Annotated in this window: 11 protein-coding genes; 6 read left to right on the plus strand and 5 right to left on the minus strand. The window is 42.2% G+C overall.

Going from position 1 to position 17469, the window contains the following annotated elements; genetic code table 11:
- The first annotated feature begins 3 nt into the window (after positions 1-3).
- Positions 4-1410 carry a tryptophan 7-halogenase gene (locus GVO63_RS09720; RefSeq protein WP_159579465.1) on the plus strand — a complete coding sequence of 469 codons (1407 nt, stop codon included), beginning with the start codon at positions 4-6 and terminating at the stop codon, positions 1408-1410.
- A gap of 23 nt (positions 1411-1433) precedes the next feature.
- Positions 1434-2975 (plus strand): tryptophan halogenase family protein, encoded by a 1542-nt coding sequence (locus GVO63_RS09725; RefSeq protein WP_159579467.1) that lies wholly within the window; start codon positions 1434-1436, stop codon positions 2973-2975.
- Between the two features lie 52 nt (positions 2976-3027).
- On the opposite strand, the gene GVO63_RS09730 is transcribed toward GVO63_RS09725, so the two are convergent.
- Complete coding sequence (locus GVO63_RS09730; protein ID WP_159495410.1) at positions 3028-4188, minus strand: AraC family transcriptional regulator; 1161 nt, start codon at positions 4186-4188, stop codon at positions 3028-3030.
- Positions 4189-4429: 241 nt separating this feature from the next.
- On the opposite strand from GVO63_RS09730, the gene GVO63_RS09735 reads away from it, so the two are divergent.
- On the plus strand, positions 4430-6208 hold the full coding sequence (locus GVO63_RS09735) for a glycoside hydrolase family 9 protein (protein ID WP_159579469.1): 1779 nt from the start codon (positions 4430-4432) through the stop codon (positions 6206-6208).
- Positions 6209-6344: 136 nt separating this feature from the next.
- Here GVO63_RS09735 and GVO63_RS09740 read toward each other — a convergent pair whose 3' ends face one another.
- Genes GVO63_RS09740 through GVO63_RS09755 form a run of 4 tightly spaced genes read right to left on the minus strand, consistent with a single transcriptional unit; the run spans position 6345 to position 12756 of the window.
- The gene (locus GVO63_RS09740; protein ID WP_201284014.1) at positions 6345-7019 is read right to left on the minus strand and encodes a DUF1080 domain-containing protein; all 675 of its coding nucleotides are present in this window, start codon (positions 7017-7019) and stop codon (positions 6345-6347) included.
- A gap of 42 nt (positions 7020-7061) precedes the next feature.
- Positions 7062-8273 carry a hypothetical protein gene (locus tag GVO63_RS09745; RefSeq protein ID WP_159495382.1) on the minus strand — a complete coding sequence of 404 codons (1212 nt, stop codon included), beginning with the start codon at positions 8271-8273 and terminating at the stop codon, positions 7062-7064.
- Positions 8270-11035, minus strand: a complete 2766-nt coding sequence (locus GVO63_RS09750; protein ID WP_159579471.1) for an alpha-L-rhamnosidase — start codon at positions 11033-11035, stop codon at positions 8270-8272. Before GVO63_RS09750 ends, GVO63_RS09745 begins: the two co-directional genes overlap by 4 nt.
- 14 nt (positions 11036-11049) lie before the next feature.
- Positions 11050-12756, minus strand: coding sequence for a sulfatase (locus GVO63_RS09755; protein ID WP_159495384.1), 1707 nt, complete (start codon positions 12754-12756; stop codon positions 11050-11052).
- 398 nt (positions 12757-13154) lie between these two features.
- Here GVO63_RS09755 and GVO63_RS09760 point away from each other — a divergent pair, with 398 nt between their 5' ends.
- The 3 genes from GVO63_RS09760 to GVO63_RS09770 are packed head-to-tail and all read left to right on the plus strand — an operon-like array spanning position 13155 to position 17456.
- Complete coding sequence (locus GVO63_RS09760; protein ID WP_159579473.1) at positions 13155-14513, plus strand: BNR repeat-containing protein; 1359 nt, start codon at positions 13155-13157, stop codon at positions 14511-14513.
- Positions 14514-14566: 53 nt separating this feature from the next.
- Positions 14567-15973 (plus strand): sulfatase-like hydrolase/transferase, encoded by a 1407-nt coding sequence (locus GVO63_RS09765; RefSeq protein ID WP_159579475.1) that lies wholly within the window; start codon positions 14567-14569, stop codon positions 15971-15973.
- 25 nt (positions 15974-15998) lie between these two features.
- On the plus strand, positions 15999-17456 hold the full coding sequence (locus GVO63_RS09770) for a BNR-4 repeat-containing protein (protein ID WP_159495387.1): 1458 nt from the start codon (positions 15999-16001) through the stop codon (positions 17454-17456).
- Positions 17457-17469 lie beyond the last annotated feature (13 nt).

Consider the following 17469-nt stretch of genomic DNA (forward strand, 5'->3'; position numbering starts at 1 on the left):
AATATGACAGACACTGTTGCTATTAAAAAAGTGAAGGTAATTAGTGGTAAACACAGTGCACTAGCAGGATGGTACACGGCTGCAATGGCAGCGTACGCGCTTAAAGATACCGAAATAGCCGTATTTCATGTTGCTAGTGATGAGGAACCAGTGTTTAGTCACGGCAGTTTGGCGTTGCAAGCTGATGTGCTATTGGCACTGCAAAATCTCGGTCTAACCGAATCTGCACTAGTTAACCACGCTCGCGCTATGCCTTTTTTAGCAAACAAGTACATGGGATGGCAGGGAAAAAAACATGTTGCATTTGCAGGGCTCGCAAAAACAGGAGTGCCGCTAGGGGGCGTAAATTTCGTACACTATCTCGCTAGGCTTAGAAACGAAACCAATAATTTGAATTGGCGGGCAGAGCTATTTTCTTTGAACACTATATGTGCATTAGTAGGCACGTTTGCAATGCCTAGTGGTGACCCTCGATCAATTCTTTCCAGTTTAGAATATGGTTTACGCGTTGACGCAAAGTTACTTTGTAATTTACTAAAGCAGGTAGCATTAGAGCTAGGAAAGGGGTCTGAATTACATGCCGACGCTTTTGACACTGAAGACCAATTCTCTGGCAGGGAAACGATTACGTTAGATTGTCGAGTCAGTAAAGAACCCACCTGTAAAATGCTGTTAGACACATTTCTAATTGAGACATCCGGTCTTAAAGAAAGTGTTCCCAGAGTAAATAACCTTTCAAATGAATATGAATGCACTGATGACGGTTATGTCGAGCGTCAGTATGTGAGCGGCCGTCAATACGTTAGAAAGTTCTTTTCTCGCCGTTTCACTAAAGAGAACAAAAGTTTGTCTGGTCCGTTTAATGAATGTTCAGAAATACTTTTAGCACCTAATACCCATGACGTTTGGCAGCATTCCTTAAACACAATCTACTTGTTTGAAACAGGTGTGCATCAACTTCTAGACAATGGTGGATTAGGGTACAGAACGCAACAGCTAAATACACTTTGGCCATTACTAAGTGGTGTTAATTCATCCACCTTAGCGGCTAATTTTTTCAATCGAAAATCGGCAGAGCGGTATCGGTATTGGTATGATTTAGCATTGCTACCTGTTTTTTTATGCGACAGAAAAGATAGTGAATTTTGGCAGCTTAAAGCCAAACTTATTGAAGCGGAAGACCTAGAATATGCTATTAGCTTTTATCAGCGTACGGGAGTCTTTCCTCAGCTAGAGCATTATCCAGCCGACTTAGGATTAATTGAGAACACGTTGTTAGCTTTTGATAAATATCCAAATGCATCGGATCCTTTGAGCTTAGCCGTAGAAATAGGTGATCTTGAGCGCAAGCTTACCATGCTCAAGCAACAGATAGAGCAAACAGCAATGCAGTTGCCTCAGTTTAAGTGATATAAAAACCAACAGGATTCAGTATGCAAGCAGTAAACAAAGTCGTTATTTTAGGTGGAGGGAGTGCTGGGTGGATGACCGCCGCGGCGCTCGCTACGGTTCTAAAAAATAATTATGCTGAAATCGTATTAGTAGAGTCACAAAATATCGGCACTGTATCGGTTGGCGAAGCAACAATTCCCCAAATAGCACTATTTAATAGCATTTTAGGGATCGACGAAAACGAATTTGTGCGTGAAACTCATGCGACATTTAAATTGGGCATTGAGTTTGCAAACTGGAAACAAAAAGGCCACTCCTATATGCATCCCTTCGGTAGCTTTGGGACCGATATGGATGCCATTCAATTTCATCACTATTGGTTAAAGATGTTCCAAAAAGGTGAAGCTAGCGATCTTGATGCCTATTCACTTGCAGCAGTTGCAGCTAAGCAAGGCCGGTTTATGCGTCCGGAAAACAGAGGCAATTCACCGTTATCGAAAATTGCCTATGCGTTTCATTTTGACGCGACTTTGTATGCAAAATATTTAAGAAAAATTGCCGTGAGTCGCGGTGTAAAGCGCATTGAAGCTAAAATGGAAGACGTTTGTATAAGAGACACCGATGGTTTTATTGACAGTCTAGTGTTAGACAACGGCCAAGTTGTCAACGGAGATTTATTTATAGATTGCTCGGGCTTTAATGGCCTACTTATCGAAAAAACCTTGGATTCGGGTTTTGAAGATTGGTCACACTGGTTGCCCTGCGACAGCGCTATTGCAATGCCGTGTTTGGCAAAAAATAACGTGTACCCTTACACAATTAGCACGGCGCAAGAGGCAGGCTGGACTTGGCGCATTCCACTGCAGCATCGAATTGGTAACGGTTATGTGTTTCCAAGTCGATTTGTAGATACCCAAAAGGCAATTGACGTATTAATTCAGCAAATGGAGAGCGAACCGCTCAACGAGCCTAATATTCTTCGTTGGAAAACAGGCATACGCAAAAAATCATGGGTGAAAAATTGCGTAGCAATTGGTCTTTCCGCTGGTTTTATAGAGCCATTGGAGTCTACAGGCCTACATCTTATTCAAGCGGGCATTGCGAAGCTTCTTGGCATGTTCCCCCATCAGGGCTTCGAGCAGATTGATATTGATACCTACAATCAACAAACCAAGTTAGAAATGGAACGTATCCGAGACTTTATTATTTTGCATTACGTGGCTACACAACGAGAAGACACCGAGTTTTGGCGTTATTGCAAAAATATGCCCATTCCAGATTACTTGCGACACAAGATCGATCTTTATAAAGCTAATGGTAGGATCTATCGGCAAGACGCAGAGCTATTTAACGAAACTTCATGGCTTGCGGTAATGCATGGGCAGGGTATTAGGACAAAAGGTTACCATCCTCTTGTTGATACATTGTCTGAGGCGGAGATCCGCTCTAGATTAGAGCACATAAAGCAAGTAATTGATAATTCAGCAAACGTAATGCCAACTCAAGCTGCATATATTGAGAAATATTGTAAAGCGATGTCTCAGAATTCCGCACTGAATTTGTCCGGGTTAGAGTTACAGTGAGCAGAATTCTATCGGTCAGTACACCTTAATCTAACGAGTTTATTCAAGTAGCTTAGTCCCAAAAATCTTTTCGATATTGTGTGGGTGTTTTGCCCACTAACTTCTTAAAGAAAGTATTAAAGGTTGCTTTGCTGTTGAAACCGGCTGCATCCATAATATCTAACATAGTGGCTTTTCGGTTTGATTCATTTTTCAACAATAGTTTACTCTCTTCAATGCGATATTGGTTGACGAATTCAAAGAAGTTTTTATTAAAATGATGATTAATAATATGCGATAGAACTCGTGGAGCAATGTCGAGCTGTTTAGCTAAGTTTTCCAGCGTAAGTAGATGATTCAAATAAGGCTTATTCAAATGCATATAATGAGTGATTTTTTCTACTTGTCGTAAATCAATTTTTGATTTTTCTTTGGATGTATTGGGAATTTCTTGACGCTCTATACCACGAAATATAGTTGAATAGCCGGCACTGAAAAATATCAATCCGGACACGATAAGAATTACCACGTAATTCGATGACAAACCTAATAATTCATGGTCGACATAAAAACCGACTTCATAGGCCGATATAATCGCCAAAGCGGTAAACATGCTAATAACGCGAACACCTAAAAAGCCTATCACGAGTATCTTTAGCCAGGTCAGATCGACACTTTCGGTTTCAGCGACCTGTTGTTTTAACTGTCTTTGATACTTACTCAATTCCAGTAAGCATAGAATGCCACATGCCACACGAAATATTTCTCTGAAAAGATGAATAGCTCGCTCATAGAATGGACTGTTGGCTATGGTGTCACCTTGCAAGGCGGCAATTTTCAAAGCTTCATCTTCGAGCCACCAGCTATTGGCAAAGTATATGGCGTACAGCAAAAACGGAACGAGTAAGAGTAAATCGTAGCGCCTGAATTGATAATCTTTGTAAATAAGGCTGCGGATGTAGAAGAGCAATAAAGGAGCTTCTACCCAATACCCCAAACCAAATGAATAAAAAAGATTCGGGGATAACTGCAATGCGGTATCGCGAAATATTTCTCCAAAATTAATCAAGTTATCCAGTGGTATAGCCGCTTGTGACAATAAGAAAGCGGCGAGAAGCAAGTGTGTTTTACGCTTACCACGTTTCAACGTTACTAAAAATAAAGCAAACAACAAGCATTGATAAACTGTAAAAAGCAGTACCAAATCATGCATGTTGAACAAAACCGCTTTCATACTAACAACCTGAAATCATTTATTTTTTATGTTTATAACTTTTTCATTTTGGTTAAGCAATAGGAACAACACAAACGTTATAAGTAAATAGCGTATTAATGTAATGTCTTGGCCCAGTTTTCGTAAAAAGCGTTCAAATACCGGTTGATAGCGTTTATTTTAACTTACAATACCTATAAAAAGACGACTTGCCTTGGTTTTTGACAAAAATATAACAAAACATATTGAGGCCAAAATACCTATGCATTTTTTCATTCATTCGACAGCCGTTATACGCAGCAGACACTATTTCCGTGTGCTATTCGCTTTACTGTCTTTCATTTCAATCATCGGATGCAGTGAAGACAATAGCAAACAAAAATATACCGAAGGTCAAGTCAACAAGTCTGTGAGTATTAAGGTAAGTCAGGTAGGTTATTTACCTGCCGGCAGCAAGTATGCAGTAGTGCCATCAAAGTCCGCGAACCGTTTTGTAATAAAGCGTGAGGTTGACGATGCCGTTCGATATGAAGGCGTATTGAACGAACCAGAGAATTGGCCGCTAAGTCAAGAACCAAACCTTCGCAGCGCTGACTTCAGTGAATTTACTGAGCAAGGTATGTTTTATATAGAGATAGCGGATCTTCCACGCTCCGTACCATTCATCATCAGTGACAGGGTTTACGCTGGCCCACATATCGCTGCAATTAAATCGTTCTACTTTAACCGCTCGGGCACTGAATTGGATGCCACCTATGCTGGAAAGTGGGCTAGAGAAGCTGGACATGTAGACGAAGTAGTCACAGTGCACTCTTCTGCAACTGCATCATCGCTTGACTCGCACGCTATTGTCACCTCTCAAAAAGGCTGGTATGACGCGGGAGATTACGGCAAGTATACAGTCAATGCCGCCATTGCCACTTATACATTGTTGGCCGCGTATAACCAAAATTCACAATACTACGAATCATTAATCATAGATATACCGGAGACAGAAAACGGTTTGCCCGACCTCCTCGATGAAGTGCGTTGGAATTTGGATTGGTTAGCCACAATGCAGCGATATGATGGCGCCGCGTTTCACAAACTTACGACTTTACATTGGCCGGGAAAGGTAATGCCCCATGAAGATAGTGAGCCCCTATTTGTGATAGGTGTGTCTACTTCGGCTACCCTTGATTTAGCCGCCATTCTTGCGGTTGCGAGCCGTGTTTACCAAGAGCAGGATCCCGATCAGGCTAAACAATGGCTAGTGCAAGCTGAAAAAGCGTGGGAATGGGCGAAAGAAAACCCTAACACACCTTATGTTCAGCCTGATGATGTGCAAAGTGGCGAATATGGTGACAATACTTTCGATGATGAATTCTTCTGGGCTGCTGTTGAACTCTATCTTGCTACAGAGGATCCACGCTATCTAAGTCACCTTTCGAATAGCCATGTTGAATTTACGGTACCAGGGTGGGCTAACGTAGAGACTTTTGGACTCATCTCACTGCTTACCCGCGGCAAAGTTTCGTTACCAAGCGCGCTTTACGAAAAGTGGCGGCAGAAGTTGCTTACCCTAGCTAATGATATTGTTGAGCAAACAACGACATCTCCCTATCGCGTCCCTATGGAAGAGGCCGATTTTGTATGGGGAAGTAACAGCGTTCTGTTAAATAAAACAATAGTGTTACTCGCTGCGCATCGGCTCACTGATAATGACAATTATCTGAAAGGAGTTTACCAAAGCATTGCTTATATATTTGGTATGAATGCCACGGGCTACAGTTTTGTAACAGGTATAGGAAGTAAAACTCCTATGTATCCACATCATCGTATTTCTGAAAGTGATAAAGTTGAGGAGCCTATACCGGGTATGCTTGTGGGTGGGCCTCATTCTGGGCATCAGGATAATTGCACTTATCCCTATCCATTACCTGCTGATTCCTACCTAGATGACTGGTGTAGCTTTTCAACCAATGAAATTGCTATAAACTGGAATGCTCCATTGGTGTATGTGCTAGGCGAAGTGAATGCAATGCTAGAAGAGCGTGAGTGACAGTGTCCACTTCCCATTAATGAGGCATACATTAGAGCTTTCCAGTCTTGAACGGTAAGCTGCCCTAGGCAGATTACCTGGACTGAATCGACCAGGCTTCTCTGGGCACTTGTTACGACTAGAAACAGCTCTTGCGTTATAATTTTTTAATCGAAATAGCTCTAAAGCGCACGATATTATTTTTATCTCGCGTTTCCCTATATGCTTTACTACCGTGGTGTTGAAACGCAATCACCCCTTTACTGTCTTTAACATCTTTGACATGGGTCGTAAGTATGTCATTGATAAAAATTTTGATATCGGACCCTTTACACACAATTTTGATCTTATTCCACGTTAAGTGGCTGTATGCTTCTCCTTGCTCTTTGGTCCATTCACCTAAGAAGTTGGTAACGAAGTCTTCATCGGGGTGAGAACGGGTTGGGTGTATTGGGTAAAGCCATTTTCTACGGCCCTGATCGTAAAGCCCTCCTGTCCATTTTCTGTCACTGGGGTCTATATCTACTTGATACCCGATAATTTGCGTACCTTTATCGGTGTCGATAATTTGACCTCGAAAAATAATTCCCGAATTACTGTATTCAGAGGTTTCAGGCATCTTAACTTCGGCCTCTAATACGAAGTCTTCATAGATCTCTTTGGTTGAGAAGAACCAGTTGTTCTGTGATATGAGCTGAAGTTCACCGCCTACATATCTTGCTTCTCCATCGTTGTAAACATTGGTGAAGTTGGAAAGTGACTCGTCCAACAAAGGGTGAGTTGAAGAGCAGCCGTTAAAAATCAAAAGCGCAGTAAATACACTAAAACTCATCAGGCATCTCATCATAAATTCTCCAGTTAGTGCTAATTAAAATTATTCTTTAAATACCAGCCCACGCCATCTTCCTCTTGCGTAAGCTGTGCCTCCACTCTCGGGAATCTTTCCATTCGTTACTGCCTTCGCTTGAACGGCAATGATGTCGCCTGGCTTTAATGTGAGTGAACCTAAATCGAAATAGTTTTCTTGATAATCGGTGGGAGTTTCACTATTCGTGAAGCTACCAATTTCGTTGCCATTCAGGAGCACTTTGTAAGATGACTCTCCGTCTATTTCGCCAAGGGTAACTAATGTTACATTTTTGAATGTTTTTTGAGCGCTCACCTTTTTCCCCCACATTTTTTCAGGAACCTTTAGTTGAGATGTCGCCCATACATTTCGATAGTGAACTTCTCTTGCATCGATGCCTAATGCATCATTTCTGCGGTCATGATAAAAGGGAACATCACCGACAGACTCAAAGCTTTGGGGCGCTTCTAAAATAAGACTGTATTCCTGTACTTCTACGAACGTCTTTTTTAAAGAAAGGGGGGACGGTGTGTATCTAGTTTCACTTGGCCCTAAGCCCTCGGGTTTGTAGTCAGGATCTTGAGTCAGAATGATTTTGTCTAATTCAAAGCCATCTTCACGCATAGATAGAGTGATATTGTGTACGCCACTTTCCGGTATATCTAACCAGATAGTGTTTGGTTTCCCACAATGGTTTTCTTTTTGCCTTTGATTAGACGACCAGGTCCATTTGTTTTTACCCTCACAAAGCTGTAGCCTTTGGCTGGTTGAGGGCCACGTATTATTTAACCCAACATGCAACCCATTGTCTTCGCTTCCAGAGCTGTAAGCTCTTGCCCAAACGAAGTATGTACCTGGAGTATCAAAATATACAGGGTAGGTTAGAACAGCCAACTTACCTGGTGCAGAAGAGAAATTAACATCGTGCACTAAAGGCTCGTAATGGTTTGTTCTCGTATCTGGTAATAGCTCAATATACGCATCGTTACTGGCACCTTCCAAATGAAGTGTGTCGCTATCCGCTAAACCATGGGCATTATTGCTTTGGTTATTGAAAACAATCCAGCGGCGCGTATCCGCGTTAAATTGTGCAGAATAGTTTTCTGCTTCTATCACTGCTATTCCGTTTTCTGTAGTAATGATAGAGTCTTTTATACTCGCATGACTAGTATTGGTCGTGCTCAATGAAAAAAGTAAGCACGTAAAAATGGATTTCTTATTTATACTGTTCATATTCATAGCGTCGCTCCTTTGTCTTCAACATCGTGAGTTAAGCGAAATTGATATTGACCAGACGTTAAAGATACCCACTGGTTAAGTACTTCCCCATTAGACTTTGTTGCCTGTTCAACTTTGTAATGCGCGGGTGGAATAAATTCTGCGGTAGTATTGAAAGGAACCGTCACTGATATATCGAAGCCAACGTTAGTCATAGTCCAACTTACATCAATAGTTCCATTTGGAGTGGGAATTGAACCTTCAGCGAAGCCGAGTTGTGAAGTAAGTTGGGGGGAGATAACCGCTCTTTTGAAGCCTGGTAACGAAGGCTTGACGCCTAAAATACCTTCATAAAACCATCTTGAAATTGTACCGTATGCGTAGTGATTCAATGAATTCATACCTTGAGGGTTGAATCCGTCTTCTAAAGAATACGAATTCCAACGCTCCCATGTTGTGGTTGCGCCATTATTAATAGAGTAAAACCAAGAAGGATAGGTTTCTTTGAATAACAATGCATAAACCAAATCCGTCCGTCCGGCCTCTTGCAGAACATCTGCAAGTAATGGTGTACCGAGAAAGCCCGTTCTTAGGTGTGTGCCTGACGCTTCAAGTAAAGAAACGAGTTTAATTTGAGCAATCTTTACATCGCTTTCAGGTAGAAGTTTGAACGCAAGTGCGAGTAGATAAGCTGTCTGTGTTTCTTTTCCTTTTAGGACATTTAGATCTTTATCAAAAAATTCAGTTCTGAATGCCTTAGCTAACTCTTCGTGTTTATTCGCTAAACGTTTTGCATCTTCGTTGAAGCCAAGCTCTAATGCGGCTTTTCTTGTTAGTTCTACCGAGCGAGCAAAAAATGCTGTCGAGATCAGGGAAAAATCAGTGTCTCCGCGATTAGCGCCTTTCCCTTCTTTTTCAGGGTAGGGTTGTAGCCAATCACCAAAAGTCATCATGCTTGAAATGTTGTCTTTAGCTTGGCTCTCATGGTAATCAATCCACGCTCTCATTGATGGGTAGCTGTCTTCCAGGATCTTTCTATCACCTGTCATCATGTAGAGCTCCCACGGGAGAATAGTCGCCGCATCGCCCCAACCCGATGACGTCCAGTTTATCCATTTTACAAATGGCACGTAGAGTGGAACGAAACCGTCTTTTGTTTGCTCTTCGCGCAGACTTTCAAGATATGCAGACCAGAACCCATATACATCTGCCATATACATTGATGGGGTAATGAAAGCGTTAGCATCACCTGTCCAACCTAACCTTTCGTCGCGCTGAGGGCAGTCCAGTGGGATATCAAAGAAATTACCTCTTAAACCCCAGTTAATATTCTCAAACAGCTTGTTCAGCTTCGTATTATCGCTCTTGAAGTTGCGATAAAGTGTAATATCAGAATGCTGTACATTAGCTACTACCCAACTATTCAATGGTATTTTAGTCTCGTCGAAACCCGATATCTCAACGTATCGAAACCCATGAAAAGTAAAAGAAGGGGTATATTCAGCAATGCCGTCTTTTGCGGGTAAATAGTAATCTGTTGAATGCGCTGAACGATAGTTTTCCGTATAAAAACTTCCTTTATGTAGTGCTTCAGCAAAACGTAATTTGACTTCCTTTCCTTCCTTAACGGGAATATTAATTGAGGGCACGCCCACCATATTTTGGCCAAAATCGAAAATGACGGTGTCTTTATCAACTTGTTCGAATGATTGTGGTATTAAATACTTTATATTGCGCACCGGTAAATGACGCTTAGGGCGCAGGCGCGTTTGAGAGGTTATTTCATCAGTAATGACTTGGCTCCAATTAGAATCATCAAATTCTGGTGACGCCCAGTCATCCATCTCGAACCTTTCATCGTACCGCTCACCGTCGTAATTGCTCGCAAAGCGGATTGGCCCAGACTGCGTTGATTTCCATGACTCGTTTGATGTAACGACCTTTGTGGTGTTATCAGAGTACGTAATCTCTAGCTGAGCTAAAAAACGAGGCGATTTGGAATGATCGGTTTCTTTTAAATCTGCAATTCTGCCTGAGTACCACCCACCTGCAACGATAGCTCCAAGAGCATTTTCATTTTGGTTTAGTAGAGAGGTGACATCGTAGGTAAGCGTTTCAATGCGTTTTTCATATGGGGTCCAGCCAGGTGGTAGCGCGTCGTTAGCTGTTATATCCTCACCATTTAAAAAAACTTTAAAGACGCCTTTGGCGGTTACATATAACCTAGCTTTGCGCACGGATTTGTCTAACGAAAACTGCTTTCTGAAATACTGTGGGGTTGCCAATATACTTTGAGAGGGTGATGCCGAAATTTGCGTTCCTTTTGCGCCTATCCAGGATGCTTTCCAATCGCTGTTCTCAAGTAGCCCCACTTCAAGTTTTGCAGGATCACTCCATTCAGAAGCTACGTCATTTTCATCCCAAAACCTAACCCGCCAGAATATTTTTTCTCTTGAACTGAGTGCTTTTCCCTTATAGAGAATCCAAGACATAGCTGAAGACTTAATCTTACTACTGTCCCACTTATCGGGCTCAGTTGTTAAGCGTTCAAAGGTTGAAGCAACCTGAATTTGATATGCCGATTGGCGAGTTGATGTACTACTATTTGACGGCGGCTTCCATGAAAAACGAGGTATGGCTTCATAATAGCCGAGAGGGTTCTTGAACCCTTCACCTACTGTTAGTGAAATGGGCTTGCCGTTTTCAGTGTAAGAAGGAAAAGAACACCCTCCAACCAGGTTTATAATTACCACTGCAATCCCAAATGCTTTGACAACATTCATTATTAATTCCCTGACTATTCGTTTTCTTTTGTGACTAACGTCGTAATTTCACTTTCGACGTATCCGGGTCTATGTGCAATAGCTTCAATAATCCCGTGTTTTAAAGGCTGTTCTTTTTTATAGATTTGCCAATTTAGTGGAGTTTCATCATTCTTAACTCGATAAGAAATAAAGGCGCCTGGCGTTTTGCTCGTTATTACATTTTCACCGTTTCTAACTACTACAGTCGGTGCTTCGGTTATAGGTTGTGAGGCTTTTCCATCCCATAGCTCACTTATCAGTTGTCTTTCGGTCATTAATGGCTTGTCGCCAATTTCAGATAGCCAACTATTTAGTGCGCCTTCCATCTCCTTTCGTTTATTTTGATAGTTTTTTATATAGGCGAGATTAGATAGCTCATGTGGGTCGTTACAAACATTGAAAAGCTCATGAGTATCTTTGGTTTTTCGAAACCATTGACTTTGTGCTTCATTGAGTTTGCCCGCAGCGTTCATTTCAAGTAGCTCACGCATACTTGGGATTTTTTCTCTGTATGCGACGGGTAGGTAATAGGGATCATTTGGTCGATAGTTGCGAATGTATTTGTAGCAGCGATCCCTTACCGCTCTTATTGTGTCAGTGATGCCGTCTAACCTATCAGCGGCGGCATAAACATACTCTCTCTCACTAGCAGTACTAAGAAAGTTTTGCCCTTGCATATATTCTGGAATATTGACACCAGCCATTGCTAGCGTTGTGGGTGCAAAGTCGACGAAAGAAATCAACCGTTCTTCGACGGTGCTCGCTTTATAGCCTTTAGGAAAGCGGATGATAAGAGGCACCCTTAGTCCGCTATCATAGATAAGACGCTTTTGTCTCGGCATTGGTCCTCCGTGATCGGAGTAAAAAACAATAATAGTATTTTCAAGTAAATTGTCTTTTTCCAACGCTTCTAAAATGGCACCAATTTGTTTGTCAGTTTCGGCTAAATTGTTGTACACCTTCCATAGGTCTCTCTGCACAATTGGCGTATCAGGTAAATAAGGCGGGACTGGAAATTTAGTCTCTGGGTTTACATGAACAGGTGTAGAGTCTTTATCCGTCTTAACCCCATGGTGGTTAGGAAGTTTTGAAATCTTTTCGGCATCACTAGAGAAGTAATGTCGCTTTTCCAGCTCTCTTACGCCATAAGGTTCAAAGAGACCTGATTCATGTGTTGTAGTGAAATTGAATACAGAGAAAAAAGGGCTGTTTTCTGTGCGTTTGCGCCAATGAGCGTAAATTCCGTTTTCGTCCCACGCTGTTTTTGGCGCCTTGAATTGATAGTCTGTTTTATAGTTGTTAGTGGTGTAATACCCTGCCTCACGCAACAACTGGCTCAACATTTTTGTGTTTTTTGGAGGGACTGCTTCATACTTTGGCAGGCCTGTCTCTTCAGTGTCAGACGATGTTCGCATGTTGTTAGCGCCAAACCCATTGGGGTATAGCCCTGTCGCTAACGCCGCTCTACTTGGTGCGCACACGCCTGATGTCGAGAAAACGTTGGTGTATACAACACCTTCTTCAGCCAATCGAGATAGGTTTGGTGTTTCAATACTGCCGTCACCGTACATAGGCAAGAGTGGGCTCATGTCCTCTATGACTAACCACAAAATGTTGGGCTGATTAGTTCCACCATTTGCATGTGTTGAACAGCCTACCAAGAAAGCAGCAGTTGCCAAGACTATTAACATCCTATTCATGGATACTTCACCCCATTTTCCTGTCTAGCTTTTCATAAGAAGAATGTGACTCGTTTCATAAGTTCGATGTTAACACTGTTTTAATCATAAATGTAAATATTAAGTCAAAACCAATCTTTTGGTGACATCCAACTCTTTTTTTGTGGGAGTGTCATTCGCTCAGCAATCTGACCTTTTATATTTGATCTTTTCTATATTAAATTCAGATGTTTGTCAGATTTTCACTAATTTTAGGTAATCTATAAGCTTTCAAGGGTATTTTAAATCCGTTCATTAAATACAGTAGACTAGACACTCATATATTCTTTGTTGTGAGTGAAAAAGATTGTAAATGACGGTTGTTTTGTTTAGAGTTGCCATAAATATTAACGATGTATTAACGTTTCGAGGTTGTATTAGTGAGCCAAATAAAGACATTGCTACTTCAGAGTGTTCTGGGTTGTGCGATAAGCATCAGTGGCGTTGCCGCTGCACAGACTTTCGATAAAGCAGGCTGCTTCGAGGTTGAAGCGATAGACCGTGTTTGGTCAGGGCACCGCGTAGCGTTTGATTATATCGGTAAAGGCGACCAACAAATTGTGGCCTATTACGATGCTAGCAGACAAATGAGTGTCGCTTATAAACCCTATCCTACGGGAAACTGGATATATCAAAAATTAGACAGTTATTTAGGATGGGACAGTCACAACAGTGTTGTTATTGGCCTCGACGAAGAAGGGTATATTCATATCGTTGGAAATCTACATGTAAACCCTATCGTCTATTTTAAAAGTGAAAACCCTTATGATGTGAGGAGTTTAAAACGTGTCGACTTTATGGCTGACAAAGAAACAGAAAGCCGAATGACCTATCCAGAGTTTTTTAACGATGCGGACGGAAAACTCTATTTTAAATACAGAAACGGTCGAAGTGGGAGTGGAAACGAGATCTATAACGCATTCAACGCCAAAGACGGAACGTGGCGAAGGCTGCACGACTCTCCATTAGTTGATGGAGAGGGAGAAAGGAATGGTTATTTCTGGGGGCCAGTTCTTGGTCCAGACGGCTATTTCCATCTCTCATGGGTCTGGAGAGAAACGCCTGTTGCAGCTTCTAATCACGATATTTCTTATGCTAAAAGTAAGGACCTTCTCAACTGGCAGAAATCTGATGGGACCTCAATTCCACTTCCTATGAAGCTAAGCAATAGTGAAGCGGCCGTTCCGCTTCCCCAGTTTTCGGGCATTCTTAACGGTCACACTCCTATTGGATTTGATCATAAGGCTCGACCTTTAATTTCATATCAAGCCTATGATAAGAAGGGAGATAGCCAACTCTTTTTAGCGAGAAATGACAACGGGAATTGGAAAAGTTTTCAAATATCTAATTGGAAAGACTCACGTCAAGAATTGAATATGACAGGTGCCCTTCCAACTACGCTTATAGTCAAGAAACCAGCGAAGCTTCTTGATGGCGGAGATATTGAGGTATACGCAGATCTAGACGGCACATCTTACGCTTACAGACTTGATGCTGATTCGCTAGAGGTTAAATCTGAGACTACAGGCTCACAAATTCCACCTGCCTTGCTTGTCTATGACAAAACTAACGATATGCCTTTATATACAAAGGCTCTGAAGCAGCTGTCACGAGAAAACAATCATCCCACTGCTGGAAAGCGCTTTTTCTTGGCATGGGAAGCGTTGCCGCCAAACCGTGATAAAGGAAGAGCGTTTATACCAGAGCCAACAACATTAACTGCACATTGCCTAGAATAATATGCAGAAAAAAGAAACAAGCGGTTTAATCTTCAACTTAATTAGGAAATACCATGAACAAACTTAGGTTTAGTCTTATAAGCGTACTTGGTGCTTTATTCACATCTCTTTCTTCTAGTGTAGCTGCACAGGACAAACCCAATATTCTATTCATTCTTACAGATGATTTGGGCTTTAACCAAGTCGGTGCCTATGGCAATACGCCTATTAAGACGCCAAACCTAGATGAGCTTGCTTCTAATGGTATTCGCTTCGACCAAGCGTATGCAGGAAATACAGTGTGTTCTCCATCGCGTGTTTCTTTATTTACAGGGCGAGATGGCCGTTTAATGACAAACAATTCAAACACTGTTCAGTTGACAGAAATGGATATAACGCTAGCGCACGTATTAAAACATGGCGGCTACGATACGGCGTTATTTGGTAAATATTCTATTGGTTCACAAATGGGTGTTACAGACCCCCATGCCATGGGGTTCGATACTTGGTACGGGTTTTATTCAATCCTTGAGGGCCATCGTCAGTACCCTCATATCGTTTGGAAAGACGGTAAGAAAATTCGCGTCCCTGAAAACGAAGGAGGCAAAAAAGGCGCCTATGCTCAGGAGCTTTTTACGAAGGAAGCTATTGAATATATAAAGCAGCCACGAGAAAACCCATTCTTTATCATGCTTGCTTACTCGTCGCCACATGCTGAATTAGGTGTACCAGAGACGTTCAGTGAGCAGTACAAATTCGCCGAAACACCCTATACAGGTATGAAAGGTGGCAATCCAGCTGACAAGTATGCGTCATACTACCCAGAACCTGTTGAGAAACCAAACGCGACATTGGCAGGCATGGTTTCAGCACTTGACCACTATGTTGGTCAAATTGTTACACAGTTAGACGAAATGGGTGAACTCGATAATACGCTTATCTTTTTTACGTCTGACAATGGCCCGCATGATGAAGGTGGCGCAGACCCTAAATACTTAAAAGCCTCTGAGCCATATCGTGGTATGAAGCGAGATTTATACGATGGTGGTATCCACGTCCCAATGATTGTTCACTGGCCAGAACGCATTAAAGCGGGTCGGATAGACGATACACCTTGGCTGTTTGCAGATGTTATGCCCACTGTAGCAGAGCTTGCGGGCGTAAATCTAAACATGGTTCCCAGAGTTAAAACCAACGGTAAATCAATTGTAGGGCTTTTAAAAACTGAACCCAGCGAAATGGGTGAGCGAGTACTCTATTGGGAGTTCTCGAAGCAGGTAGGTGATCCTAACTCAGGCGTAATTGGAGATACCTATCAAGCGGCTCGTAAAGGCGAGTGGAAAGCGGTCCGCTATGGCTACGATGCGCCACTTGAACTGTTCAATATTGAAAAAGACCCTGCTGAGTTACGTGATCTTTCGAAGAAAAATCCAGATATTGCCAGCGAGTTTTTGGCGCTATTTGAAGAAAACAAAGATTAGTAGAAAAGTGACGGGGATAGATACGATGTTAAAACGTCAATTTTTACTCAAGAAAACGCAACTAGCGTTCAGTGTAGCTTTAATGAGCGGAGCAGTTCTATCTGGCTGTGCTATGCAAACGAGTAAAGTAGGTCCTACAGCCTCTGAAAACACTCAGTTTGTAGAGTACTTTGCAGACAACGCAGTAGGTAACCCTCTCGCAATTGTTCAGCATCCAGCGGCCATACACCAAAACGGTATTACCTATGTGTCTTATCAAGGACCTAAAGAAGATCCGTTTGTTGCCACATATGATCACAGAACCAAAGAGTGGAAAGGCCCCTTCAAAGCGGGGACCAGCGAGTTAGGTCGGCGCGATGGTGGCAAGAAGTTCGATAACCATGGTAAACCAACCATGCTTATTGATAACGAAGGCTATATCCACATTTTTTATGGTGGCCATGGCGGCCATAAATCAGACGGTCACAATTCTCTGGGTAATACTCATGTTGGTGCAAACAAACATGCGGTTTCGAAACGTCCTTACGACATTACTGAATGGGAAGACTTAGATAATATCACGCCTTTCGGTACTTATAACCAAGTAGTCAAAATGGACAATGGCGATATTTATCTGTTTTTCCGTCATGGAGCTCACCGTAGTGATTGGGTGTATCAGAAGTCTGTTGACAACGGGCGAACTTTCTCTGCGCCTGTGTCATTTCTTAAGCACAAACGTCGCACAGACTTAAAGGCTGTGGATAGCTGGTACGCATGGGTCGGAAAAGGGGAAGGAGATAACCTAATCGTTTCCTACGATTATCATATTTGCTGGGATAGTGATGCTGGTAGGGATGATAGAGGGCATACCCCAGAGCGTCACGACCTTTACTTCATGAAGTTCAACACGCAGACAAATGAATGGAGCAATGTGAAAGGCGAGGCTTTGTCTCTGCCGGTTACCAAGGAAATGGCTGATGAGAAAACGTTAGCAATGAAAACGGGCGAGCTTTGGACATTTAATGGTACTTCACACCTCGATAGTAAAGGTAACCCTCATATAGCTATTAACGCTGGCGTGGATATAGGCCAGAAGGCTGGTGGGCCTAAACAAACTAGACATGTTTGGTGGGACGGTAAGCAGTGGTTAGGCGGCGAAAAAATCATCGATGGATATGAAGGTGTATCTCGTGGTGACTTTCTAGTCAACGGCCCTGAAGATATTCGCTACCTCGTTGCTTACGAAAAGGACGGGGACGCGGTTTTGTCGTGGTGGAACAGCAATAATAACGGAAATTCATTCTCAGAATCATCAACTGTGCTACGAAAAGAAAATGCTAGTTTCGCTATCACAACACTAATCGAGAACGCGCATCCAGAGGCACAAATGCTAGTGGCTGAAAAAGAGAGTGATGAAAACATAAAAATTTATCTGGTCGGTGAAGATGGTCCGGTACCGCGATCTTTGAGCAGCCTCAATGCTTCAAAAAAAATGGATATGTAAACCCCCATAGATG

It is taken from the genome of Alteromonas sp. KUL106 (assembly GCF_009811415.1).
Classification (GTDB): domain Bacteria; phylum Pseudomonadota; class Gammaproteobacteria; order Enterobacterales; family Alteromonadaceae; genus Alteromonas.